Source organism: Shimia sagamensis (assembly GCF_900182745.1).
Taxonomy (GTDB): Bacteria; Pseudomonadota; Alphaproteobacteria; order Rhodobacterales; family Rhodobacteraceae; genus Shimia; species Shimia sagamensis.
This window is the reverse complement of sequence record NZ_FXTY01000002.1, coordinates 684,781-701,472: the sequence shown is the minus strand read 5'-3', so window position 1 is coordinate 701,472 and position 16,692 is coordinate 684,781. Positions and strand designations below refer to the sequence as shown.

The window sequence follows — 16,692 nt, the reverse complement described above, 5'->3', positions numbered from 1 at the left end:
TGCGAGTGGAAATCCATTTGCGTGGATTACTCTATTCTCAACAACGCAAACGGCGCCAAAGAACGGGAGGCAGCTTATGCAACTGATCGTAGATGGAAAATCCCATGAGGTGGATGTCGAGGACGACATGCCACTACTATGGGTGCTTCGGGATGAATTGGGCATCAAAGGGGTGAAATACGGCTGCGGGGTTGCGGCCTGTGGCGCCTGTACTGTGCATATTGACGGGGTGGCGGTTCGGTCGTGCCAAACGCCGGTGTCGGATGTGGATGGGGCGGTGACCACAATTGAAGGTTTGGGGCAACCACAGGCGCTACATGCGGTGCAAGAGGCATGGGTCGAACATCAGGTTGCGCAGTGTGGTTACTGCCAGTCAGGGCAGATCATGCAGGCGGCGTCTTTGCTGTCTGAGATCAAAATGCCGTCAGATGCAGAGATTGACGAAGCGATGAGTGGCAACCTCTGCCGCTGTGGCACTTATCCCCGCATTCGCGCGGCTGTGAAAACCGCGGCCGCCAAGATGCAGGAGGTGTAAGGTATGGGCAAAGTTGGAAAAATTGCGCGTCGTACGTTCCTGTTTGGTGCGGTTGCAGTGGCAGGCGGTGTGGCATTTGGTGTCTACAAAGTGCGCACGCCATATGAGAATCCGCTGAAAGATGGGTTGGCCGAGGGTGACGCAACCTTTAATCCGTGGGTGGTAATCACCGAAAAACAGATCACGCTGATCACACCCCATGGCGATAAAGGGCAGGGCGTAGCCCACGCCCAGGCGGCGTTGATTGCCGAAGAGCTGGACGTAGAGTTTGGCCAGTTTCAGATCGACTTTGGTAAGCCAGACAAAGCTTATTGGAACCGCGCATTGGCTGGCGATGGCGCGCCGTTTATGGCCACCGATGAGAGCTTTACGGCTGAAGCAACCCGTAGCTTCATGGGAGGCATGATCAAGCTTTTGGGCATGCAGATTACTGGTGGGTCCACGGCCATGCCTGACAGCTTTGACAAGTTGCGGGAGGCCGGCGCAGTGGCGCGGGAAACGCTCAAGCTGGTGGCTTCCAAGATGAGTGGTGTCCCCGTGGCACAGCTCAAGACCGCCAAGGGTGCCGTTGTTTTACCGGATGGAATAGAGCTGGCATATCGGGCGCTTGCCAAAGAGGCCGCGCAAGTGGAGCCGGTCACCGAAGTCAAATTGCGTGAACCGTCGGAGTGGCGGATGATTGGAAAGCCGATGCAACGGCTTGATATGGTGGCAAAATCTACCGGCACATTGGACTATGGCATCGATGTGGATGTCGAGGGCATGGTGCACGCAGCTGTGATGTGTAATCCGCGTCAGGGCGGGGCGCTCAACGGTTATGACGCCAGCGCTGCCGAAGGCATGCGAGGCGTGCAGAAGGTTGTTGAGGTCAACGGTGGTGTCGCTGTGGTGGCGGACAACACTTGGCGGGCCATTCAGGCGGTGCAGGCCATTGACTTTGACTGGGGCGAGGCCCCGTATCCGGCGGAACAAGACGGTCACTGGCAAGCCATTGAGGCGTCTTTAAATGACGATCAGCTGGACAAGGAATGGCGCAACGAAGGGGATGTTACGGCGGCTTTGGCTGGTGGTAAGGCGATAGAAGCTGCCTACCGCGTACCCTATGTGGCGCATGCGCCTTTGGAGCCGCTCAATGCCACTGTGCTGGTGGAAGACGACAAAGTCACGGTTTGGACCGGGCACCAAATCCCGCGTATGTTGCAAGATCAAGTTGCAAGGGTCACCGGGCATAGCTCTGAACAGATTGATCTGGTGAACCACTTTATGGGCGGTAGCTTTGGTCATCGGTTGGAGTTCAAGCACGTAGAGCTGGCCGCAGAAATTGCCAATCAGATGCGGGGAACTCCGGTGAAGCTCACCTATAGCCGTGAGGAAGACTTCGCGCATGACTTCCCGCGCCATATTGGCATGGCGCGCGGCAGTGGTGCTGTGAAAGACGGCAAAGTGACGGCGATGGATTTGCAGGTCGCGATGCCGTCTGTGGTTGGCTCACAAATGGGCCGTGCTGGGATGAATGTGCCGGGCCCGGATATGCAGATCGCGGCAGGGGCTTGGAACAACCCCTATGGGTTGGAGAATTTCCGCATGCGGGCGTACCGCGTACCGGAGCTGGCGCCTGTCTCCAGTTGGCGGTCTGTGGGCGCTTCTGCCGGAGGGTTCTTCTTTGACAGCCTGCTGGATGAGCTGATCCATGAGGCGGGGGCCGATCCGTTGGAAGAACGTATCCGCCTGATGCAGCATGATGTGAGCCGCAAGGTGCTGGAAACCGTTGGCGAGATGTCCAACTGGGGCAGCCCGTTGGGGCCAAACAAAGGGCGCGGCGTGGCTTTTGTGGAGAGCTTCGGCGTGCCAACAGCGGAAGTGATTGAGGTGACCAACACTGCAGAAGGCATCACCATCGACAAGGTCTGGGTGGCCGCTGATGTGGGCACGGTGATTGATCCGGTAAATTTCGAAAACCTTGTGCAAGGCGGTGTTATTTTTGCGCTGGGTCACGCGATGAACAGCGAGATCACCTATTCCGATGGCATGGCGCAGCAGGCGAACTATTGGGATGCGGAGGGCATGCGTCTGAAGCAATGTCCGGAGATCATGGTGCGTGGACTGGAGAATGGCGATCAGGTGCGGGGGATTGGTGAGCCGCCGGTGCCGCCGGCTGCGCCCGCTTTGGCCAACGCGATTTTTGCCGCCACGGGGCAGCGCATTCGCGAGTTGCCGCTCTATCACCACATTGACTTTGCCTGAATGAGAAAGGCCCGCCAGTTTGGCGGGCCTTTTGCTTAGCTGGGTTTGAACTTGGGCGGGCGCTTATCGAAAAACGCGGCGCGGCCTTCTTGAGCATTCTCACTACCAAGAAGCAGCGGCTGCAAATCCCGTTCATAGTCAATCGCGCGGTCCATGCGGCCGCTGTCAAACGCCTTGATGGCGCGTAGGGCTTCGGGACCAAGGGTTTCGACATGTTTGGCGAGTTTGAGCGCGGCGTCGAGCGCTGTGCCGTCTTCGACCAACTCGTCCACCATACCGATGTTTTCAGCCCGTTCTGCGTTGACAGGCTTGGCGTAGAGCATGATCTGCCGGGCGCGGGCTTGACCTACGCGGGCGGGCAGGGAGGCCAAGAGGCCGTAGTCCGGCATCAGGCCGATCTTGGGGAAGGCGGCCATGAAGCGGGCGGATTTGCCTGCGATCACGGTGTCACACATCATGGCGACAGCGAGGCCTGCGCCTGCGGCCCAGCCTTCCACGGCGGCAATCACCGGGACCGAACCGCCGGTGATCTGGTTCACCATGTGTTTGACGTGTTCAAAGTTTATGCGTTTTAGACGGGCGGGCGCGTCCATCGCGGCAATGTCGCCACCGGAGGAGAAGTTGCCTCCCGCACCAGTCAGAATCACGGCGCGAATGGAGGTGTCTTCTTCGGCCTGCTCCAGGGCTTTGGAAAGGGCTTCGCGCGTGGCCACGCGAATTGGGTTGAGACGTGCGGGGTCGTTGAGTGTCAGCACCAGCGCATTGTCGATGCGTTCTGACAGAAGAGGTTGGTCTGACATGGAGTCTCCTATTGGCCATCTGTTCAGTGAGCTTAGGCGTCGTGGTCGTAGGCTCAAGTGGCTAGAGAGAAATGACACGTGACGTCACCGAAATTTCACCCTTCAGGCGAGCGTTGGGCTTGTAGCTTCCCTTTGATGCATCTTGACTATACGGTCAAATCTATTGGGATGTTAGGGGAGCCGAGAATGACCGAAATCCGAAAAATATTGCACGTTGAGGACGACGCGGACATTCGCGAGATAACCTATTTGGCGTTGGCTGAATTTGGGGGCTTTGAGGTCATGCAATGTGCCAATGGCACAGACGCGATCAAAAATGCCGCAAAATTTGCACCGGACCTGTTGTTATTGGACGTGATGATGCCAGGGCTTAGCGGATTGGAAACGTTGGTCAAATTGCGCAGACAAGACGCCTTGGCCGACGTGCCTGCGATCTTTATGACGTCCAAAGATGTCACGTCCAAGCACCATTCCGATATCACCGAATGTGCCGCCGGCGCCATCCAGAAACCATTTGATCCGGTGGCTCTTCCAGATCAACTGCGGGCCATTGTTGCCCAGGCAGGCTGAAGCGCTTAAGCGGTGTCAATCACACTTCCAAGTTCCTCGCTCAACAAGTCGGTTGCGACAAGAATGTCCTGCATAGAGGCCTCACATGGCTCTTGAGTTGCGCCGCGCTCCAAAAGGGCCTCGGCTTTTTCCGCCAGGTGACCCAATTGGTGCAACCCGTAGGTGGCGCAGATACCTGCCAGTTTATGGGCTGCGAGGTGGAGGCCTTCAAGTGCCGGGCGGTCCGGGCCATGTTCCAACAGTGTGGCGGTGTAGTCTTCGATCTCCGCTTCGCGCTGCGGCAGGCCAGACATGAAATGGCGGCGCAGGCGGTCGAATTTGTCCTGATGGTCATCTGGAAACATGCTTTGCTCCTTCATGGTACGCAATCTTGTGGCAATTCGATGCTGATGTTGTCTTCGGTGTCACAGAGGGGGAAGATGGCGTAAAACCGGGTACCTTCGCCTAATGCGCTGTCAAAATCGATTGAAGCACCGTGGTCTTCGATGATCTGACGGGCAATGGAGAGACCGAGACCCGTGCCCTCAAAATTGCGACAGTCAGAGTTGTCGACTTGGGTGAATTTGCCAAAGATTTGACTGCGCTCACCCTCTGGAATGCCCACGCCGTAGTCACGAACCGCGAGCACAGCGCAGCCGTCAATTAAGCGCGCGCTGAGCTCCACGTATCCACCTTCATGTGAGAATTTCACAGCATTGGACAGAAGGTTGTCCAACACTTGCATCATGCGCTCATGATCTGCGCGGATGGTGAGCGGAAAGGGGGGCGGATCGGTACGCACCACAATTTCGTATTGATCGGCGTACGGCGTAATGGACTGGGCGGCGTCGTTAAGCAACTGGCCAAGATCAACCGGTGCAAAATGGTAGACCATCTTGCGCGCCTCCATCTTTTGAATGTCGAGCAGATCGTTGATCAGCTTGCTCAGGCGTTTGCTGTTCTTATAGGCGATGTCGAGCATCCGGTCGGCTTTCTCCGGATCTTTGGACAAGTTGGTTTCACGCATGAGGGTCAGCGAGCCAGTGATTGAAGTCAGTGGGGTGCGCAGTTCATGGCTTACAACGGAGACAAACTGTGACTTGATCTCATAGCTTTCTCGCGCCTTGTCGCGCTCCGATCGCAACTCGTCCATCTGATCCAACGTGCGCTGATACATGCGCAGGAAGATGGTGGAGCATTCGAGGACAAAATACAGCACAAATAGGGAGGTCGCGAAGTGCAGCCACAACTTGGACGTGAACGGCGCCCCATGCGAGAGTATGTCTGACGCAGGGATGTAGATGAACAACGCCCCATAGGTGATCAGACGCAAGGCAAGCACTTGTTTGAGTTGATGGTTGTTCACTGCGGCAAAAAGGCCTGCGGCAAACAGGAAAAATAGAGAGGTGAAGTGCTCTCCTGGGCCTTCTAAACGGGCCAATAAAAGCGTGAATGTGGCAATGGAAACCGCTGATATGGCATTTGAGGCAAAGAGCAGCTTTAGCAGCCTGTGGCTGTACCGCAACGAATGATCGGTGCGGTTGATGACCCGGTAACAGGCAATGCTGTCAAAGATATCGCCCGCTTGAATGAGTAAGTAGCACAGGGCAGCCAGCGGCCAAGAAAAGTAAAAGCCACACAGAAAGCCGGCTCCGGCATAGATGCCTTGGCGTTGCCAGAACAGAGCGGCGCCACCACTGGCAAAATCATGCATTTGTTGTTTGAGGCGGCGGGAGTGTGCCACCGGAGGTTGGCGGCGGGGGAACATCACCCGGAAACGGCGTGCGACACGGCGTAGTATCGGCGTGTTTGACCGGGAGCGGTTCGTTTGTTCAATGTGCATTCTGCGACATCCGGAGTATTCGGTTTGCGCACCAATGGCAGCTGGTGCTGTTGTGTTTAAGAAAGCAGCAGAATGTGGCTCAAAAATGGTCTGGTTTCGGCAGGAAAGCGATTTTCTCAGCTGGGGCGGGCAGTTGTGTCGGGTTGGAAAACACGCCCGTCATGTTCAAGCTTGCCGCTAGCTTCGCTGCGCACAAAGTCAAGCAATTCAAACGTGGTGTCGATATGGCCTTGTGTGTGCGGCACATAGCCGGTTTGGTCAAAGGTGCCGGTTGCTTCGATCACGTCACCCGGTGATACGGTGTCGCGGAACCGCGCAATTAGGTCCTTATTTGTCACAGTAAAACAGACCCGTCTGGGATAGCGAAACCCAGGCGCTTCAGCTTCGGTTGCAGCCCTGGCCGAAATATCAATCAAAAGCCGAGGCTCCGGTTCTGACAAAAGTAAGGTGTGGGCGATTTCACCTTTAACGTGAAAATTAAGGAAGTATGGCTGCATCTCTATCCCTGTTGTCCTTCAAGCGTAACGCGTGACAGTCTGTGCAAGCCTGGCGTCACAAGGTGGCATTTTGGTGTTTGGGGCTGGGAATTTTCGCGAAGCTATTCGTTAACGACTCCCGCCGTTAATAAAGGTTTCGCCTTAATTGGTTGATAGAGAGTAAATTTTTCGCATAACATTCGTTTAAAAGTGTAAAAACTGTGTTCTAGGAGCGGAAACAATCGGCAATATCTGAAAGGCTAACTTTTTTTGTAGAGTTTAGCTAAAAATTGTGTCTCAATCGATTTAAGCGTAAATTTGGATCAAAGGGCTGGTGCGCGGCTAGGTTGTGTCGCTGAAGGCGCTTACGGTTCACGTATGGTTTTCCGGTTGATGTGAAATGGTTCGTGGGAGCCTGCGTTGTGAGCAGGTGGCCTTGGTCTCCTGTGCGTAATTTGTGTGAAGAGTAATTTGGTGTGTATCCGGCGCGGGCCAGAATGGCCGTGTCACTGTGTGAGTGAGTTCATTTGGTACCTGGGGAATGAGTATCCGGAGAAATTGGGGAAATGCTGACGACTACCCTATCATTCGAGAACATGCACAAGCATGGCGAATTGATGGTCAATCTGCTGAGGGCGCGAAAGCAGTCCTTCATTGTGCAGAACAACTGGGACCTGCCCGAAGTGGCAGGCATGGAGTACGACCAATACGACACACCCGCGTCCAGCTGGATCGCGGTTCATGAAGGAGAACGTGTTCTGGCGGGGGTGCGGCTGACGCCAACCACTGCGCGGTGCGGCATGTATTCTTATATGATTCGAGATGCGCAAAAGGGCATGCTTGAATCGATTCCAATCACCCTGCTGTACGACGAGGCACCAATCGATCCAAATATTCTGGATGCGAGCCGGGTTTTTGTGGCGCGAGACGTGCCTGCAGAGGACCGCACCGAAGTGCAAACGCGGCTGATGAAAAAGCTGATCGACACTGCCCGAGAGATGGAAGCCAAACAAGTTCTTGGTCTGGTGCCGGCAATTTGGCCTCGGTGGATACGCCGGTTGGGCCTGTTTGCAGAGGCTGCAGGTCCGGTGATGCTTGTCGATGGCGCGCCCGTTCAGGTCGCGCGTATGGATTTGTCACGCACGCATCACTAGCGAGCGGGTGACGTCAGCCAAATGTCGCTGCTGATTGAGGTGTTTGGCAGCCTTCGTGGAGGGCGTCGTGCAGAAGCGATTCATAGGCGCGGCGCTCCTGTTCCGTCTGAAATCCGCTTGCGGGATGCAAGCGTATGGTTTTGCGTAGATCGGTACCACTGCGGCGTGGGGCCTGCGCGCGGGTGTGTACATTTGTGACCGCTTTTTGTAGCGCATACAGGGCGCCACCGCTGGTGAGGGTACGCAGCGCCACGGCTTCCCCAAAACAAACCTCATTGTCCAGCCCGTCAACCTGCGTCGAAGGCACATAGTCAAGACGGCTGTTTAGCTCAGCCTCAAGGCGGGGGGCGGAATAGCCCGCGCTGCGGGGCAGGGTTCCGACAAACACACCGTCGCCTTTGTAGGTGACTTGTGTGTCGGTGTGCGCCATCACCGACAACAATTCACTGCCGATGTCAGTCAGCATGTGCCGGAAAGCCACCGCGGAGAGTGTTTTGTACGCGTTTTCGATGGTGCTGATTTTGATACCAAACGCACGCGTGCGCATGCGCTGTCGGCGCGGCATGGCCAAAACATGCGCGTCAAAAGCCATACATCCTACAAGCTGCGTGACGCCAGTGAGCTCAATGGGTTCACTTAGGCTGTGGTCCGTATTGAAGATCAACTCTTTCTTGAGCGACGCCATCTCGGACACGGTGCTGATCAGTTCTTTGTGATCTGCAATCTGACGTTCTGCGATTGAAATTCGGGTGAACAGCTCCAGGAAATCAAACGGTTTGGTGACGTAGTCAGTTGCCCCAGCCTCAAATGCTGCGTCGACGTATTTCTTTTGCGACATAGCCGTCAGCATTAGAATGGGCGTTCGGGTGTAGGGTTTGGTTTTGCGGATTTTCTTGGCCAGAGTGATGCCGTCCATAATTGGCATTTGGACGTCCAGAATGAAGCAATCAAACGGGATTTTGGCCTTTGCGATAGCGCGGATTGCCTCAGGTCCAGAGGCCACGGTGACAATTGTGTGGTCGGTTTTGGCTGCAACCGCTTCCGACAGCAGTTCGCAGATGTGTTCATCGTCATCAACGGCCAAAATTTTCATCGTCCCAGCCCTTTCTGGCGCTGTTTCTATGTCCTCAACCAACTTAACTCTGTCACACACTATACCGACACTTTGCGCCGGTCTTACGGGGATCAGTATGTTTGGAGATTGCGGTGAGAAAGGGGCGACAATGGTGTGTCGAGGGAAAAAATTAAGATTTTGTTAACCCAATAATTTAAAGGGCAGGTGGAGGATCTGCTTGAGAATGCGGCAAGAAATTGGCGTGTGTGCGCTGCGTTCAATCAGCGGTAGATTGCCTGGGCGCAGGCACACGTTTGTTATGTCAGACAAACTTCCGGAAGATTTTAGTTTGGTCGAACATGTCTTCCAGAGCGCGCATGCGATCTTCGGTTTGGTCCCACCGGGCTTCTTGCACGGCGGCGATCAGGGTTTCTGACAGCAGCATCATAGAAACGGTGGAATCCCACGCAGACGGGGCTTCAATCCGGCATTTTAGAGAAACATCGGCATATTGGCTGATGGGACTTTGCCATTGATCGGTGATCAGGGCGATTTTTGCACCGCGTCGTTTGGCAATTTCAGCAAGCCGCAGCGTAGAGTTTTCGTAGCGGCGGATGTCATAGATCAGAACCACATCGCCTTCGCAGATATCCAGCAAGTCATGCGGCCAGGCATTTGACGTGGAGCGAATGTGGCGTACGCGGGCCCGGATGACCTGCATGTGCAGATGCAAATATTCGCTTAGGGCATGTGTGATACGGCCACCGGTGATATAGAGCGCGCGGTTCTCATCCGCCAAAAGGCCAGCGAGGGCGTCAAATTGGGACGGGTCGATGTTGGCCAGGGTTTGGCGGATATTGCTCATCACCGCATCGGTAAAGCGGTTGAGAATATGCGCCTCCGGTGCGCTTTGTGCCCAGCTTTCATGCTTGGCAATTGGATTGGAGAACCGCGCCTCTACCTCTTGGCGTAGTGCCTCTTGGAACTCAGGGAAGCCTGAGTACCCCAGTTTTTGCACCATGCGGGCCACAGTAGGCGTGGAAACTGAAGCCTTGTCCGCGAGTCGGGTGATCGAGCCCATGCCAGACATGGGGTAATTTTCCAAAATCACCCCGGCGAGCTGACGCTCTGCGCGGGTCAAACTGTCATAAATCTTGTTTATGGTTTCCTGTGCGGTGTCTTTCACGGGAGGCTCACTTACTAACTGCTACAAATGTAAGCATAGTTTCAAAGCAATCCCGTGAGAAGAAAAAATTTCAGAATAATTATTGACAGGACGGGTGACTCTGAAGAAGTTTGTTCACAAATGCAAAATGGCACGACAGGGACAACATGACTCTAGACGATTCAGAGGCAGTGGTGATCGAGGGCGCAGTGGCGCCCTGTGATATCTTGTTTGTATGCGAGCATGCTTCCAGAAGTTTTCCGACAGAGTTTGGAGAACTGGGCCTCACAGAAGAGGTGCGTCGCAGTCATGTAGCGTGGGACCCAGGTGCGCTGACGTTAACACGTGAGCTGGCTAAGCGGTTTGATTGTACGCTTGTGGCAGGAGGCGTGTCGCGCCTGCTTTATGACTGCAACCGACCACCAGAAGCGCAAGATGCGGTGCCGACAAAAAGCGAAGTGTTTGATATTCCAGGCAATATGGATTTATCCGAGACAGATCGTCAGGCCCGCGTGTCACAGATCTATCAGCCGTTCAAAGAGGCGGTGCAGCAAGTGATTGAGGTGGTGCACCCCAAAGCGATTGTGACCGTGCATTCGTTTACGCCTGTGTATCATGGCAAGCAACGCGCGGTTGAGATTGGCATTTTGCATGATCGAGATACGCGGCTGGCGGATAAAATGTTGACTGCCATGGCTGATGGCCCGTTCAACACACGCCGCAATGATCCATATGGCCCCGAGCATGGTGTGACTCATTCCTTAAGAGCCTATGCGTTGCCCAACAAGCTTCCCAATGTGATGTTGGAGGTGCGCAATGACTTGCTTGCGGGTAACTCTAAGGCTGTAGAAGTCACAGACGCGCTTGAGGCTGCGATTGCGCTAGGCATGGCAGAGCTGCGTGAATCCGGGGAGATTGCGTAATGCCAAAACTTTTGCGCTACTACATTCACGGAGTGGACTGGTTTAACCGCAAAATTGGCCGGTTTGTCATGTATGGCATCTTTGTCATGATGGCCATCCTGCTGTGGTCGTCTTTCTCCAAGACCTTCCTGACGCCGTCGATGTGGACGCTGGAAATGGCGCAGTTTGCCATGGTGGCCTACTACGTGTTGGGCGGGCCCTATTCGGTTCAGATGGGCTCCAACGTGCGGATGGACCTGTTCTACGGTGAGTGGACCCTGCGCCAGCGCGCCATTGTCGACGCGATGACCGTCTTCTTCTTGGGGTTTTATCTGGTCATCCTGATCCACGGTGCCGTGGGCTCAAGCGCGTACTCGCTGGGGCATTTTGGCGTGGAACCCTACACCTTCTACAAAGATCTTGTGATGGCCTACATCACCGGCGGTAAAGAGGCCGCAAGCGAGATCATTGGATATATCGAGCGCAGCCCTACGGCCTGGCGCCCCGTTCTTTGGCCGATCAAACTCATCATGGTTTTTGGCTTTATTCTTATGCTCTTGCAGGCGATTTCTGAGCTTCTCAAAGACATCGCGCGCATCCGCGGAGTGGACTACTAATGTCTTACGAAATGATCGCCATTCTGATGTTCTCGACCATGATGCTGATGCTCATGACCGGGCAGCGTGTCTTTGGTGCTATTGGCTTTGTTGGGGTTCTTGCAGCGGTGCTGCTGTGGGGCACCGGTGGCTCAGATATTGGCTTCTCGGCTGCGATGAAGCTGATGAAATGGTATCCACTTCTGACGCTGCCGATGTTCATTTTTATGGGCTACGTGCTGAGTGAATCCAAAATCGCCGATGACCTCTATAAGATGTTCCATGTCTGGATGGGACCCGTCAGGGGCGGGCTCGCGATCGGAACCATTCTGCTGATGGTTCTGGTGTCTGCGATGAATGGTCTGAGTGTGGCTGGCATGGCGATTGGCGCCACCATTGCACTGCCGGAGCTGCTGAAACGCGGCTATGACAAACGCATGGTTACCGGGGTCATTCAGGCCGGGTCCAGCCTGGGTATTCTGGTGCCGCCCTCTGTGGTGCTGGTACTCTATGCCATGATCGCTCGGCAGCCGGTGGGGCAGCTGTGGTTGGCTGGTGTTTTCCCGGGCCTGATGATGGCAGCGATGTTCATTCTTTATGTGGTGATCCGCTGTCGTATTCAGCCGGAGCTAGGCCCGGTTTTGCCGGAAGCAGACCGCAACATCACCCGCGCCGAAAAAATGCGTCTGTTGCGCGCTGGCCTGCTGCCAATTGTGATTTTTGCTACCATGATGATCCCCTTTGTAAACGGCTGGACATCGCTGGTGGAAAGCTCTGCGATTGGGGCAATCACCGCCTTTGTCGCGGCGGTGCTTAAAGGCCGCATGAACCGAACCGTTTTTGAAAACTCGGTGCGCAGCACGCTTGGCATTTCCTGCATGTTCATGTGGATCATTTTGGCGGCGCTGGGTTTTGGCGCAGTGTTTGATGGATTGGGCGCGGTGAAAGCCATCGACAGCCTGTTCACCGATCAGTTGGGGCTGGACCCTTGGATGATCCTGATCCTAATGCAACTGAGCTTCATCATCATGGGTACCTTCCTGGATGACACCGCTATGCTGGTGATTGTGGCGCCGCTTTATGTGCCGCTGGTGCAGGTCCTAGGTTTTGATCTGATTTGGTACGGTGTGCTCTACACGATCACCACACAGATCGCCTATATGACGCCGCCCTTTGGCTATAACCTATTCCTCATGCGGGCCATGGCGCCCAAAGAGATCACGCTAAAAGACATCTATCGCAGCATCGTGCCCTTTGTTGGGGTGATGTTTGTGGCCCTCGCGTTGGTCATGATCTTCCCACAGATCGCGCTGTGGCTGCCAAACTATGTTTACGGAAAATAAAAACACTAAAGAGCGCCGCGAACGGGGCCGAAACGCAACAAGGAGAGTAAGAGATGACAACTAGACGTAAGTTTCTTCAGACCGCTGGTGCTGGGGCAATGGCCGCACCATTGGCGACCCCGGCGCTGGCTTCCAGCACCATCAAGTGGCGCATGCAGACCTATGCAGGTCCATCGCTGGCCGCGCATGTGATTGATCCAGCAATTGAGATGTTCAACAAAATTGCGGGCGACCGCATGCAGATTGAACTGTTTTACGCTGATCAGCTGGTCCCAACCGGTGAGCTGTTCCGTGCCATGCAAAAAGGCACAATTGATGCGGTGCAGTCCGATGATGACTCCATGGCATCGCCAACCGAAGTCACCGTGTTTGGCGGCTACTTCCCGTTTGGTTCGCGCTACAGCCTCGACGTGCCTGTGCTGTTCAACCAGTATGGCCTCAACGAGATCTGGGACGAAGAGTATTCCAAAGTGGGCGTGAAGCACATCAGTGCCGGCTCCTGGGATCCATGCCACTTTGCCACCAAAGATCCAATCAACTCGCTGGCCGATCTCAAAGGCAAACGCGTGTTCACCTTCCCAACCGCTGGCCGCTTCCTGAGCCAGTTTGGCGTGGTTCCAGTGACCTTGCCGTGGGAAGACATTGAAGTTGCGGTACAGACTGGCGAGCTTGACGGCATCGCATGGTCCGGCATCACCGAAGACTACACAGTGGGTTGGGCTGATGTGACCAACTACTTCCTGACCAACAACATCTCCGGCGCATGGGCGGGCAGCTTCTTTGCCAACCAGGGCCGTTGGAATGAGTTGCCAGAAGACCTGCAGACCCTGTTCCGTGTGTGCTGTGATCAGTCACACTACTACCGTCAGTGGTGGTATTGGGGTGGCGAAGCCAACCTGCGCGTCAACGGCGACAAAATGAAGCTGACCACCATCCCTGATGAGGAGTGGGCAACCGTGGAAACTGCGGCTGTGAAGTTCTGGGATGAGATTGCAGCCGAAAGCCCAACCAAGGCCAAAGTTGTTGAGATCTTCAAAAAGTACAACGCGGACATGCAGGCGGCTGGCCGTCCGTACCGCTAAGACTTAGATCTCCTAATAAAGAGAAATTCGAAGCCCCGGTTTGATCACTGGGGCTTCGGTGACACCAAGAGAAAGTGCATCAGATGTCGGGCAATTTGACCCTAGAAGAGTTGGGCGCGCTGAGCGCCAGCGGCGAAATTGACACCGTTTTGGCCTGCATTGTAGATATGCAAGGCCGCTTGATGGGCAAGCGCTTTTTGGCGCAGCATTTTGTCGACAGCGCCTGGGAAGAGACCCATTGCTGCAACTATTTGCTGGCGACCGATCTGGAGATGCACACGGTGGAAGGCTATGCCTCCACCAGCTGGTCTGCCGGATATGGCGACTACCTGATGAAGCCGGACCTCACCACGCTGCGCAAAGCGGCCTGGTTGGAAGGCACCGCCCTTGTGATCTGCGATGTGATGGATCACCACGGACACCACGATATTGCACATTCCCCGCGTGGCATGCTGAAAAAGCAAATTGCGCGGCTGGCGGAGATGGGTTTTGAAGCCGTATCGGCTACCGAACTTGAGTTCTTCATCTTTGAGCAGAGCTTTGATGAGCTGGCCAAGAGCGGTTACCGCGACTTGACCCCGATCAGCCGCTACAATGAAGACTACCACATTCTGCAAACCACCAAAGAAGAAGGTGTGATGCGCACAATGCGCAACACGCTTTATGCGTCGGGCATTCCGATTGAAGGTTCCAAAGGCGAAGCGGAAACCGGGCAGGAAGAGCTCAACATCCGCTATGGCAGTGCGATGGATGCGGCGGAAAATCACACCGTGGCCAAACATGCCGCCAAAGAAATTGGCTGGCAACAGGGACATGCGGTGTCGTTTTTGCCCAAGTGGCGTCACGACAAGGTTGGCTCTGCCAGCCATGTGCACCAGTCGCTCTGGACCAAAGACGGCGTTCCGGCGTTTTACGATCCGGAGGCTGAGCTGGGCATGTCGGAGCTGGCGCGGCATTACCTTGGTGGGTTGCTGAAATACGCAGATGACATCACGGTGTTCCTTGCGCCTTATGTGAACAGTTACAAACGCTTCCAAAAGGGCAGTTTTGCGCCCACCGCCAAGGTGTGGTCCGTGGACAACCGTACGGCCGCGTTCCGCCTGTGTGGCGATGGCAGCAAAGCGGTGCGCGTGGAATGCCGTGTGCCGGGCGCAGATATGAACCCTTACCTTGCAATTGCGGCGATGTTGGCCGCAGGCATCAAAGGCATTGAGGAAAAATGTGATCCGGGTGCGCCGCTGACCGGGGATGCCTATGAGAACAGCAACGAAGAGATCCCGACCACATTGAAAGGCGCAACAGAAGCCCTACGTGGGTCCAAGATGCTGCGCGACGCCATGGGGGACGATGTAATCGACCATTACGTGCGCATGGCAGAATGGGAGCAGGAAGCGTTTGAGGCGGTTGTGACCGATTGGGAAATTGCCCGCGGGTTTGAGCGGGCCTAAGGCCGGGATGAGGGGCCAGCCCCTCAAACTCCCCGGGATATTTGGTGAATGAGAAAGCGGGGCAAGTGCCCCCTCTGGATGGAGTGTTGCCATGAGCGGCATGTTGACGTGTATTTCTCCGATCGACGGATCGGTCTTTGCTGAACGCCCTGTGCTGAGCACGGATGAGGCATTTGCTGCGGTCAAACGCGCAAAAGACGCACAGAAAGCCTGGGCGGCGCGGCCGGTTCAGGAGCGGGTTGAGCTGGTGATGGCCGGTGTTGCGGCTGTGGGCGCGATGAACGATGAGATTGTGCCAGAGATTGCCAAGATGATGGGCCGTCCGGTGCGGTATGGTGGCGAGTTTGGGGGCTTTAACGAACGTGCCAGCCATATGGCCGCGATTGCCGAAGAGAGCCTTGCGGACATTCAGGTGGGCGAAGACGAGACCTTCAAGCGTTACATCAAACGCCTTCCTCATGGGGTGGTCTTTGTCGTCGCGCCTTGGAACTACCCTTACATGACAGCAATCAACACCGTCGCGCCTGCGCTGATTGCGGGCAACACGGTTATGCTGAAGCACGCGACGCAAACGCTGGTCGTTGGCGAGCGCATGGCGCAGGCTTTCCATTCCGCAGGTGTGCCGGAAGATGTGTTCCAGAACGTGTTCCTGAGCCATGACGTGACCAACGAATTGATCGCGGGTAACGCGTTTGATTTTGTGAACTTCACCGGCTCTGTTGGTGGCGGTCAAGCAATGGAACGCGCAGCAGCGGGTACATTTACCGGTGTCGGCACTGAGCTGGGTGGTAAAGATCCGGGTTATGTCATGGAAGACGCAGACGTGGATGCAGCGGTTGATACGCTGATTGACGGGGCGATGTTCAACTCCGGCCAATGTTGCTGTGGCATCGAGCGTATTTACGTGCACGAGAGCCTCTATGAGGAGTTTGTGGCCAAGGCGGTGGCGATTGTGAAAGGCTACAAGCTGGGCAATCCGATGGACGAAGCCACCACCATTGGCCCTATGGCCAATGTGCGTTTTGCCAATGAGGTGCGTGCGCAGATTTCTGAGGCTTTGGAAGCTGGCGCAACCGCGCATATCGAGACTTTTGCCGAAGATGATGGCGGGGCCTATCTGACGCCGCAAATCCTGACCGATGTGACCCACGACATGCGGGTGATGCAGGATGAGAGTTTTGGTCCGGTTGTTGGCATCATGAAGGTGTCCTCAGATGAGGAAGCGATTGCACTGATGAACGACAGCGAGTTTGGCCTGACCGCGTCGCTGTGGACCAAAGATGTGGAGCGCGCTGAGCGCGTCGGCAATGAAATTGAGACCGGCACGGTGTTTATGAACCGGGCCGACTACCTGGATCCCAGCCTGTGCTGGACCGGGTGCAAAAACACCGGGCGCGGTGGTGGGTTGTCAGTGATTGGGTATCAGAACCTTACGCGACCAAAGAGCTATCACCTGAAAAAGGTGACTGTGTAATCATGGGATCTGTTCTCAGCAATTGGG

16 protein-coding genes are annotated in these 16,692 nt (G+C 55.4%); 10 read left to right on the top strand and 6 right to left on the bottom strand.

Features of this window, described 5'->3' with window-relative positions; translation table 11 throughout:
• Nucleotides 1-76 precede the first annotated feature (76 nt).
• Together QOL67_RS07920 and QOL67_RS07915 are read left to right on the top strand one after the other, a co-directional pair.
• Nucleotides 77-535, top strand: a complete 459-nt coding sequence (locus QOL67_RS07920; protein WP_283425417.1) for a (2Fe-2S)-binding protein — start codon at nt 77-79, stop codon at nt 533-535.
• 3 nt (nt 536-538) lie between these two features.
• A complete protein-coding gene (locus QOL67_RS07915) occupies nt 539-2,779 on the top strand; it encodes a xanthine dehydrogenase family protein molybdopterin-binding subunit (protein ID WP_283425416.1) in 2,241 nt (746 codons plus the stop codon).
• Nucleotides 2,780-2,814: 35 nt separating this feature from the next.
• Here QOL67_RS07915 and QOL67_RS07910 read toward each other — a convergent pair whose 3' ends face one another.
• Nucleotides 2,815-3,579, bottom strand: coding sequence for an enoyl-CoA hydratase/isomerase family protein (locus tag QOL67_RS07910; protein ID WP_283425415.1), 765 nt, complete (start codon nt 3,577-3,579; stop codon nt 2,815-2,817).
• Nucleotides 3,580-3,765: 186 nt separating this feature from the next.
• Here QOL67_RS07910 and QOL67_RS07905 point away from each other — a divergent pair, with 186 nt between their 5' ends.
• Nucleotides 3,766-4,149, top strand: a complete 384-nt coding sequence (locus QOL67_RS07905; protein ID WP_283425414.1) for a response regulator — start codon at nt 3,766-3,768, stop codon at nt 4,147-4,149.
• A gap of 5 nt (nt 4,150-4,154) precedes the next feature.
• On the opposite strand, the gene QOL67_RS07900 is transcribed toward QOL67_RS07905, so the two are convergent.
• The 3 genes from QOL67_RS07900 to QOL67_RS07890 all read right to left on the bottom strand — a co-directional run bounded on the left by QOL67_RS07900 (nt 4,155) and on the right by QOL67_RS07890 (nt 6,309).
• Nucleotides 4,155-4,493: an Hpt domain-containing protein gene (locus QOL67_RS07900; RefSeq protein WP_283425413.1), complete on the bottom strand. Its 339-nt coding sequence runs from the start codon at nt 4,491-4,493 to the stop codon at nt 4,155-4,157.
• Nucleotides 4,494-4,504: 11 nt separating this feature from the next.
• Nucleotides 4,505-5,971, bottom strand: a complete 1,467-nt coding sequence (locus QOL67_RS07895) for a sensor histidine kinase (RefSeq protein WP_283425412.1) — start codon at nt 5,969-5,971, stop codon at nt 4,505-4,507.
• Nucleotides 5,972-6,087: 116 nt separating this feature from the next.
• Nucleotides 6,088-6,309, bottom strand: coding sequence for a hypothetical protein (locus tag QOL67_RS07890; RefSeq protein WP_283425411.1), 222 nt, complete (start codon nt 6,307-6,309; stop codon nt 6,088-6,090).
• Nucleotides 6,310-7,013: 704 nt separating this feature from the next.
• Between QOL67_RS07890 and QOL67_RS07885 the strand changes: the two genes are divergently transcribed.
• On the top strand, nt 7,014-7,601 hold the full coding sequence (locus tag QOL67_RS07885; protein ID WP_283425410.1) for an acyl-homoserine-lactone synthase: 588 nt from the start codon (nt 7,014-7,016) through the stop codon (nt 7,599-7,601).
• Nucleotides 7,602-7,614: 13 nt separating this feature from the next.
• On the opposite strand, the gene QOL67_RS07880 is transcribed toward QOL67_RS07885, so the two are convergent.
• Nucleotides 7,615-8,694, bottom strand: a complete 1,080-nt coding sequence (locus QOL67_RS07880; protein WP_283425409.1) for a response regulator — start codon at nt 8,692-8,694, stop codon at nt 7,615-7,617.
• 283 nt (nt 8,695-8,977) lie between these two features.
• Nucleotides 8,978-9,841 (bottom strand): MurR/RpiR family transcriptional regulator, encoded by an 864-nt coding sequence (locus QOL67_RS07875; RefSeq protein WP_283425408.1) that lies wholly within the window; start codon nt 9,839-9,841, stop codon nt 8,978-8,980.
• Between the two features lie 146 nt (nt 9,842-9,987).
• Here QOL67_RS07875 and QOL67_RS07870 point away from each other — a divergent pair, with 146 nt between their 5' ends.
• The 6 genes from QOL67_RS07870 to QOL67_RS07845 all read left to right on the top strand — a co-directional run bounded on the left by QOL67_RS07870 (nt 9,988) and on the right by QOL67_RS07845 (nt 16,665).
• The gene (locus QOL67_RS07870; protein ID WP_283425407.1) at nt 9,988-10,743 is read left to right on the top strand and encodes an N-formylglutamate amidohydrolase; all 756 of its coding nucleotides are present in this window, start codon (nt 9,988-9,990) and stop codon (nt 10,741-10,743) included.
• On the top strand, nt 10,743-11,339 hold the full coding sequence (locus QOL67_RS07865) for a TRAP transporter small permease subunit (RefSeq protein ID WP_283425406.1): 597 nt from the start codon (nt 10,743-10,745) through the stop codon (nt 11,337-11,339). The genes QOL67_RS07870 and QOL67_RS07865 overlap by 1 nt, the downstream gene beginning before the upstream one ends.
• On the top strand, nt 11,339-12,661 hold the full coding sequence (locus QOL67_RS07860) for a TRAP transporter large permease (protein WP_283425405.1): 1,323 nt from the start codon (nt 11,339-11,341) through the stop codon (nt 12,659-12,661). Before QOL67_RS07865 ends, QOL67_RS07860 begins: the two co-directional genes overlap by 1 nt.
• 53 nt (nt 12,662-12,714) lie before the next feature.
• Nucleotides 12,715-13,743: a TRAP transporter substrate-binding protein gene (locus QOL67_RS07855; RefSeq protein WP_283425404.1), complete on the top strand. Its 1,029-nt coding sequence runs from the start codon at nt 12,715-12,717 to the stop codon at nt 13,741-13,743.
• Between the two features lie 83 nt (nt 13,744-13,826).
• Nucleotides 13,827-15,191 carry a glutamine synthetase family protein gene (locus QOL67_RS07850; protein WP_283425403.1) on the top strand — a complete coding sequence of 455 codons (1,365 nt, stop codon included), beginning with the start codon at nt 13,827-13,829 and terminating at the stop codon, nt 15,189-15,191.
• 91 nt (nt 15,192-15,282) lie between these two features.
• Nucleotides 15,283-16,665 (top strand): aldehyde dehydrogenase family protein, encoded by a 1,383-nt coding sequence (locus tag QOL67_RS07845; protein WP_283425402.1) that lies wholly within the window; start codon nt 15,283-15,285, stop codon nt 16,663-16,665.
• Nucleotides 16,666-16,692 lie beyond the last annotated feature (27 nt).

Coding starts and splice junctions, on each gene's coding strand:
- QOL67_RS07850 (WP_283425403.1), top strand. CDS start 13,827: ATGTCGGGCAATTTGACCCTAGAAGAGTTGGGCGCGCTGAGCGCCAGC.
- QOL67_RS07845 (WP_283425402.1), top strand. CDS start 15,283: ATGAGCGGCATGTTGACGTGTATTTCTCCGATCGACGGATCGGTCTTT.
- QOL67_RS07880 (WP_283425409.1), bottom strand. CDS start 8,694: ATGAAAATTTTGGCCGTTGATGACGATGAACACATCTGCGAACTGCTG.
- QOL67_RS07895 (WP_283425412.1), bottom strand. CDS start 5,971: ATGCACATTGAACAAACGAACCGCTCCCGGTCAAACACGCCGATACTA.
- QOL67_RS07915 (WP_283425416.1), top strand. CDS start 539: ATGGGCAAAGTTGGAAAAATTGCGCGTCGTACGTTCCTGTTTGGTGCG.
- QOL67_RS07865 (WP_283425406.1), top strand. CDS start 10,743: ATGCCAAAACTTTTGCGCTACTACATTCACGGAGTGGACTGGTTTAAC.
- QOL67_RS07870 (WP_283425407.1), top strand. CDS start 9,988: ATGACTCTAGACGATTCAGAGGCAGTGGTGATCGAGGGCGCAGTGGCG.
- QOL67_RS07885 (WP_283425410.1), top strand. CDS start 7,014: ATGCTGACGACTACCCTATCATTCGAGAACATGCACAAGCATGGCGAA.
- QOL67_RS07920 (WP_283425417.1), top strand. CDS start 77: ATGCAACTGATCGTAGATGGAAAATCCCATGAGGTGGATGTCGAGGAC.
- QOL67_RS07910 (WP_283425415.1), bottom strand. CDS start 3,579: ATGTCAGACCAACCTCTTCTGTCAGAACGCATCGACAATGCGCTGGTG.
- QOL67_RS07855 (WP_283425404.1), top strand. CDS start 12,715: ATGACAACTAGACGTAAGTTTCTTCAGACCGCTGGTGCTGGGGCAATG.
- QOL67_RS07905 (WP_283425414.1), top strand. CDS start 3,766: ATGACCGAAATCCGAAAAATATTGCACGTTGAGGACGACGCGGACATT.
- QOL67_RS07900 (WP_283425413.1), bottom strand. CDS start 4,493: ATGTTTCCAGATGACCATCAGGACAAATTCGACCGCCTGCGCCGCCAT.
- QOL67_RS07860 (WP_283425405.1), top strand. CDS start 11,339: ATGTCTTACGAAATGATCGCCATTCTGATGTTCTCGACCATGATGCTG.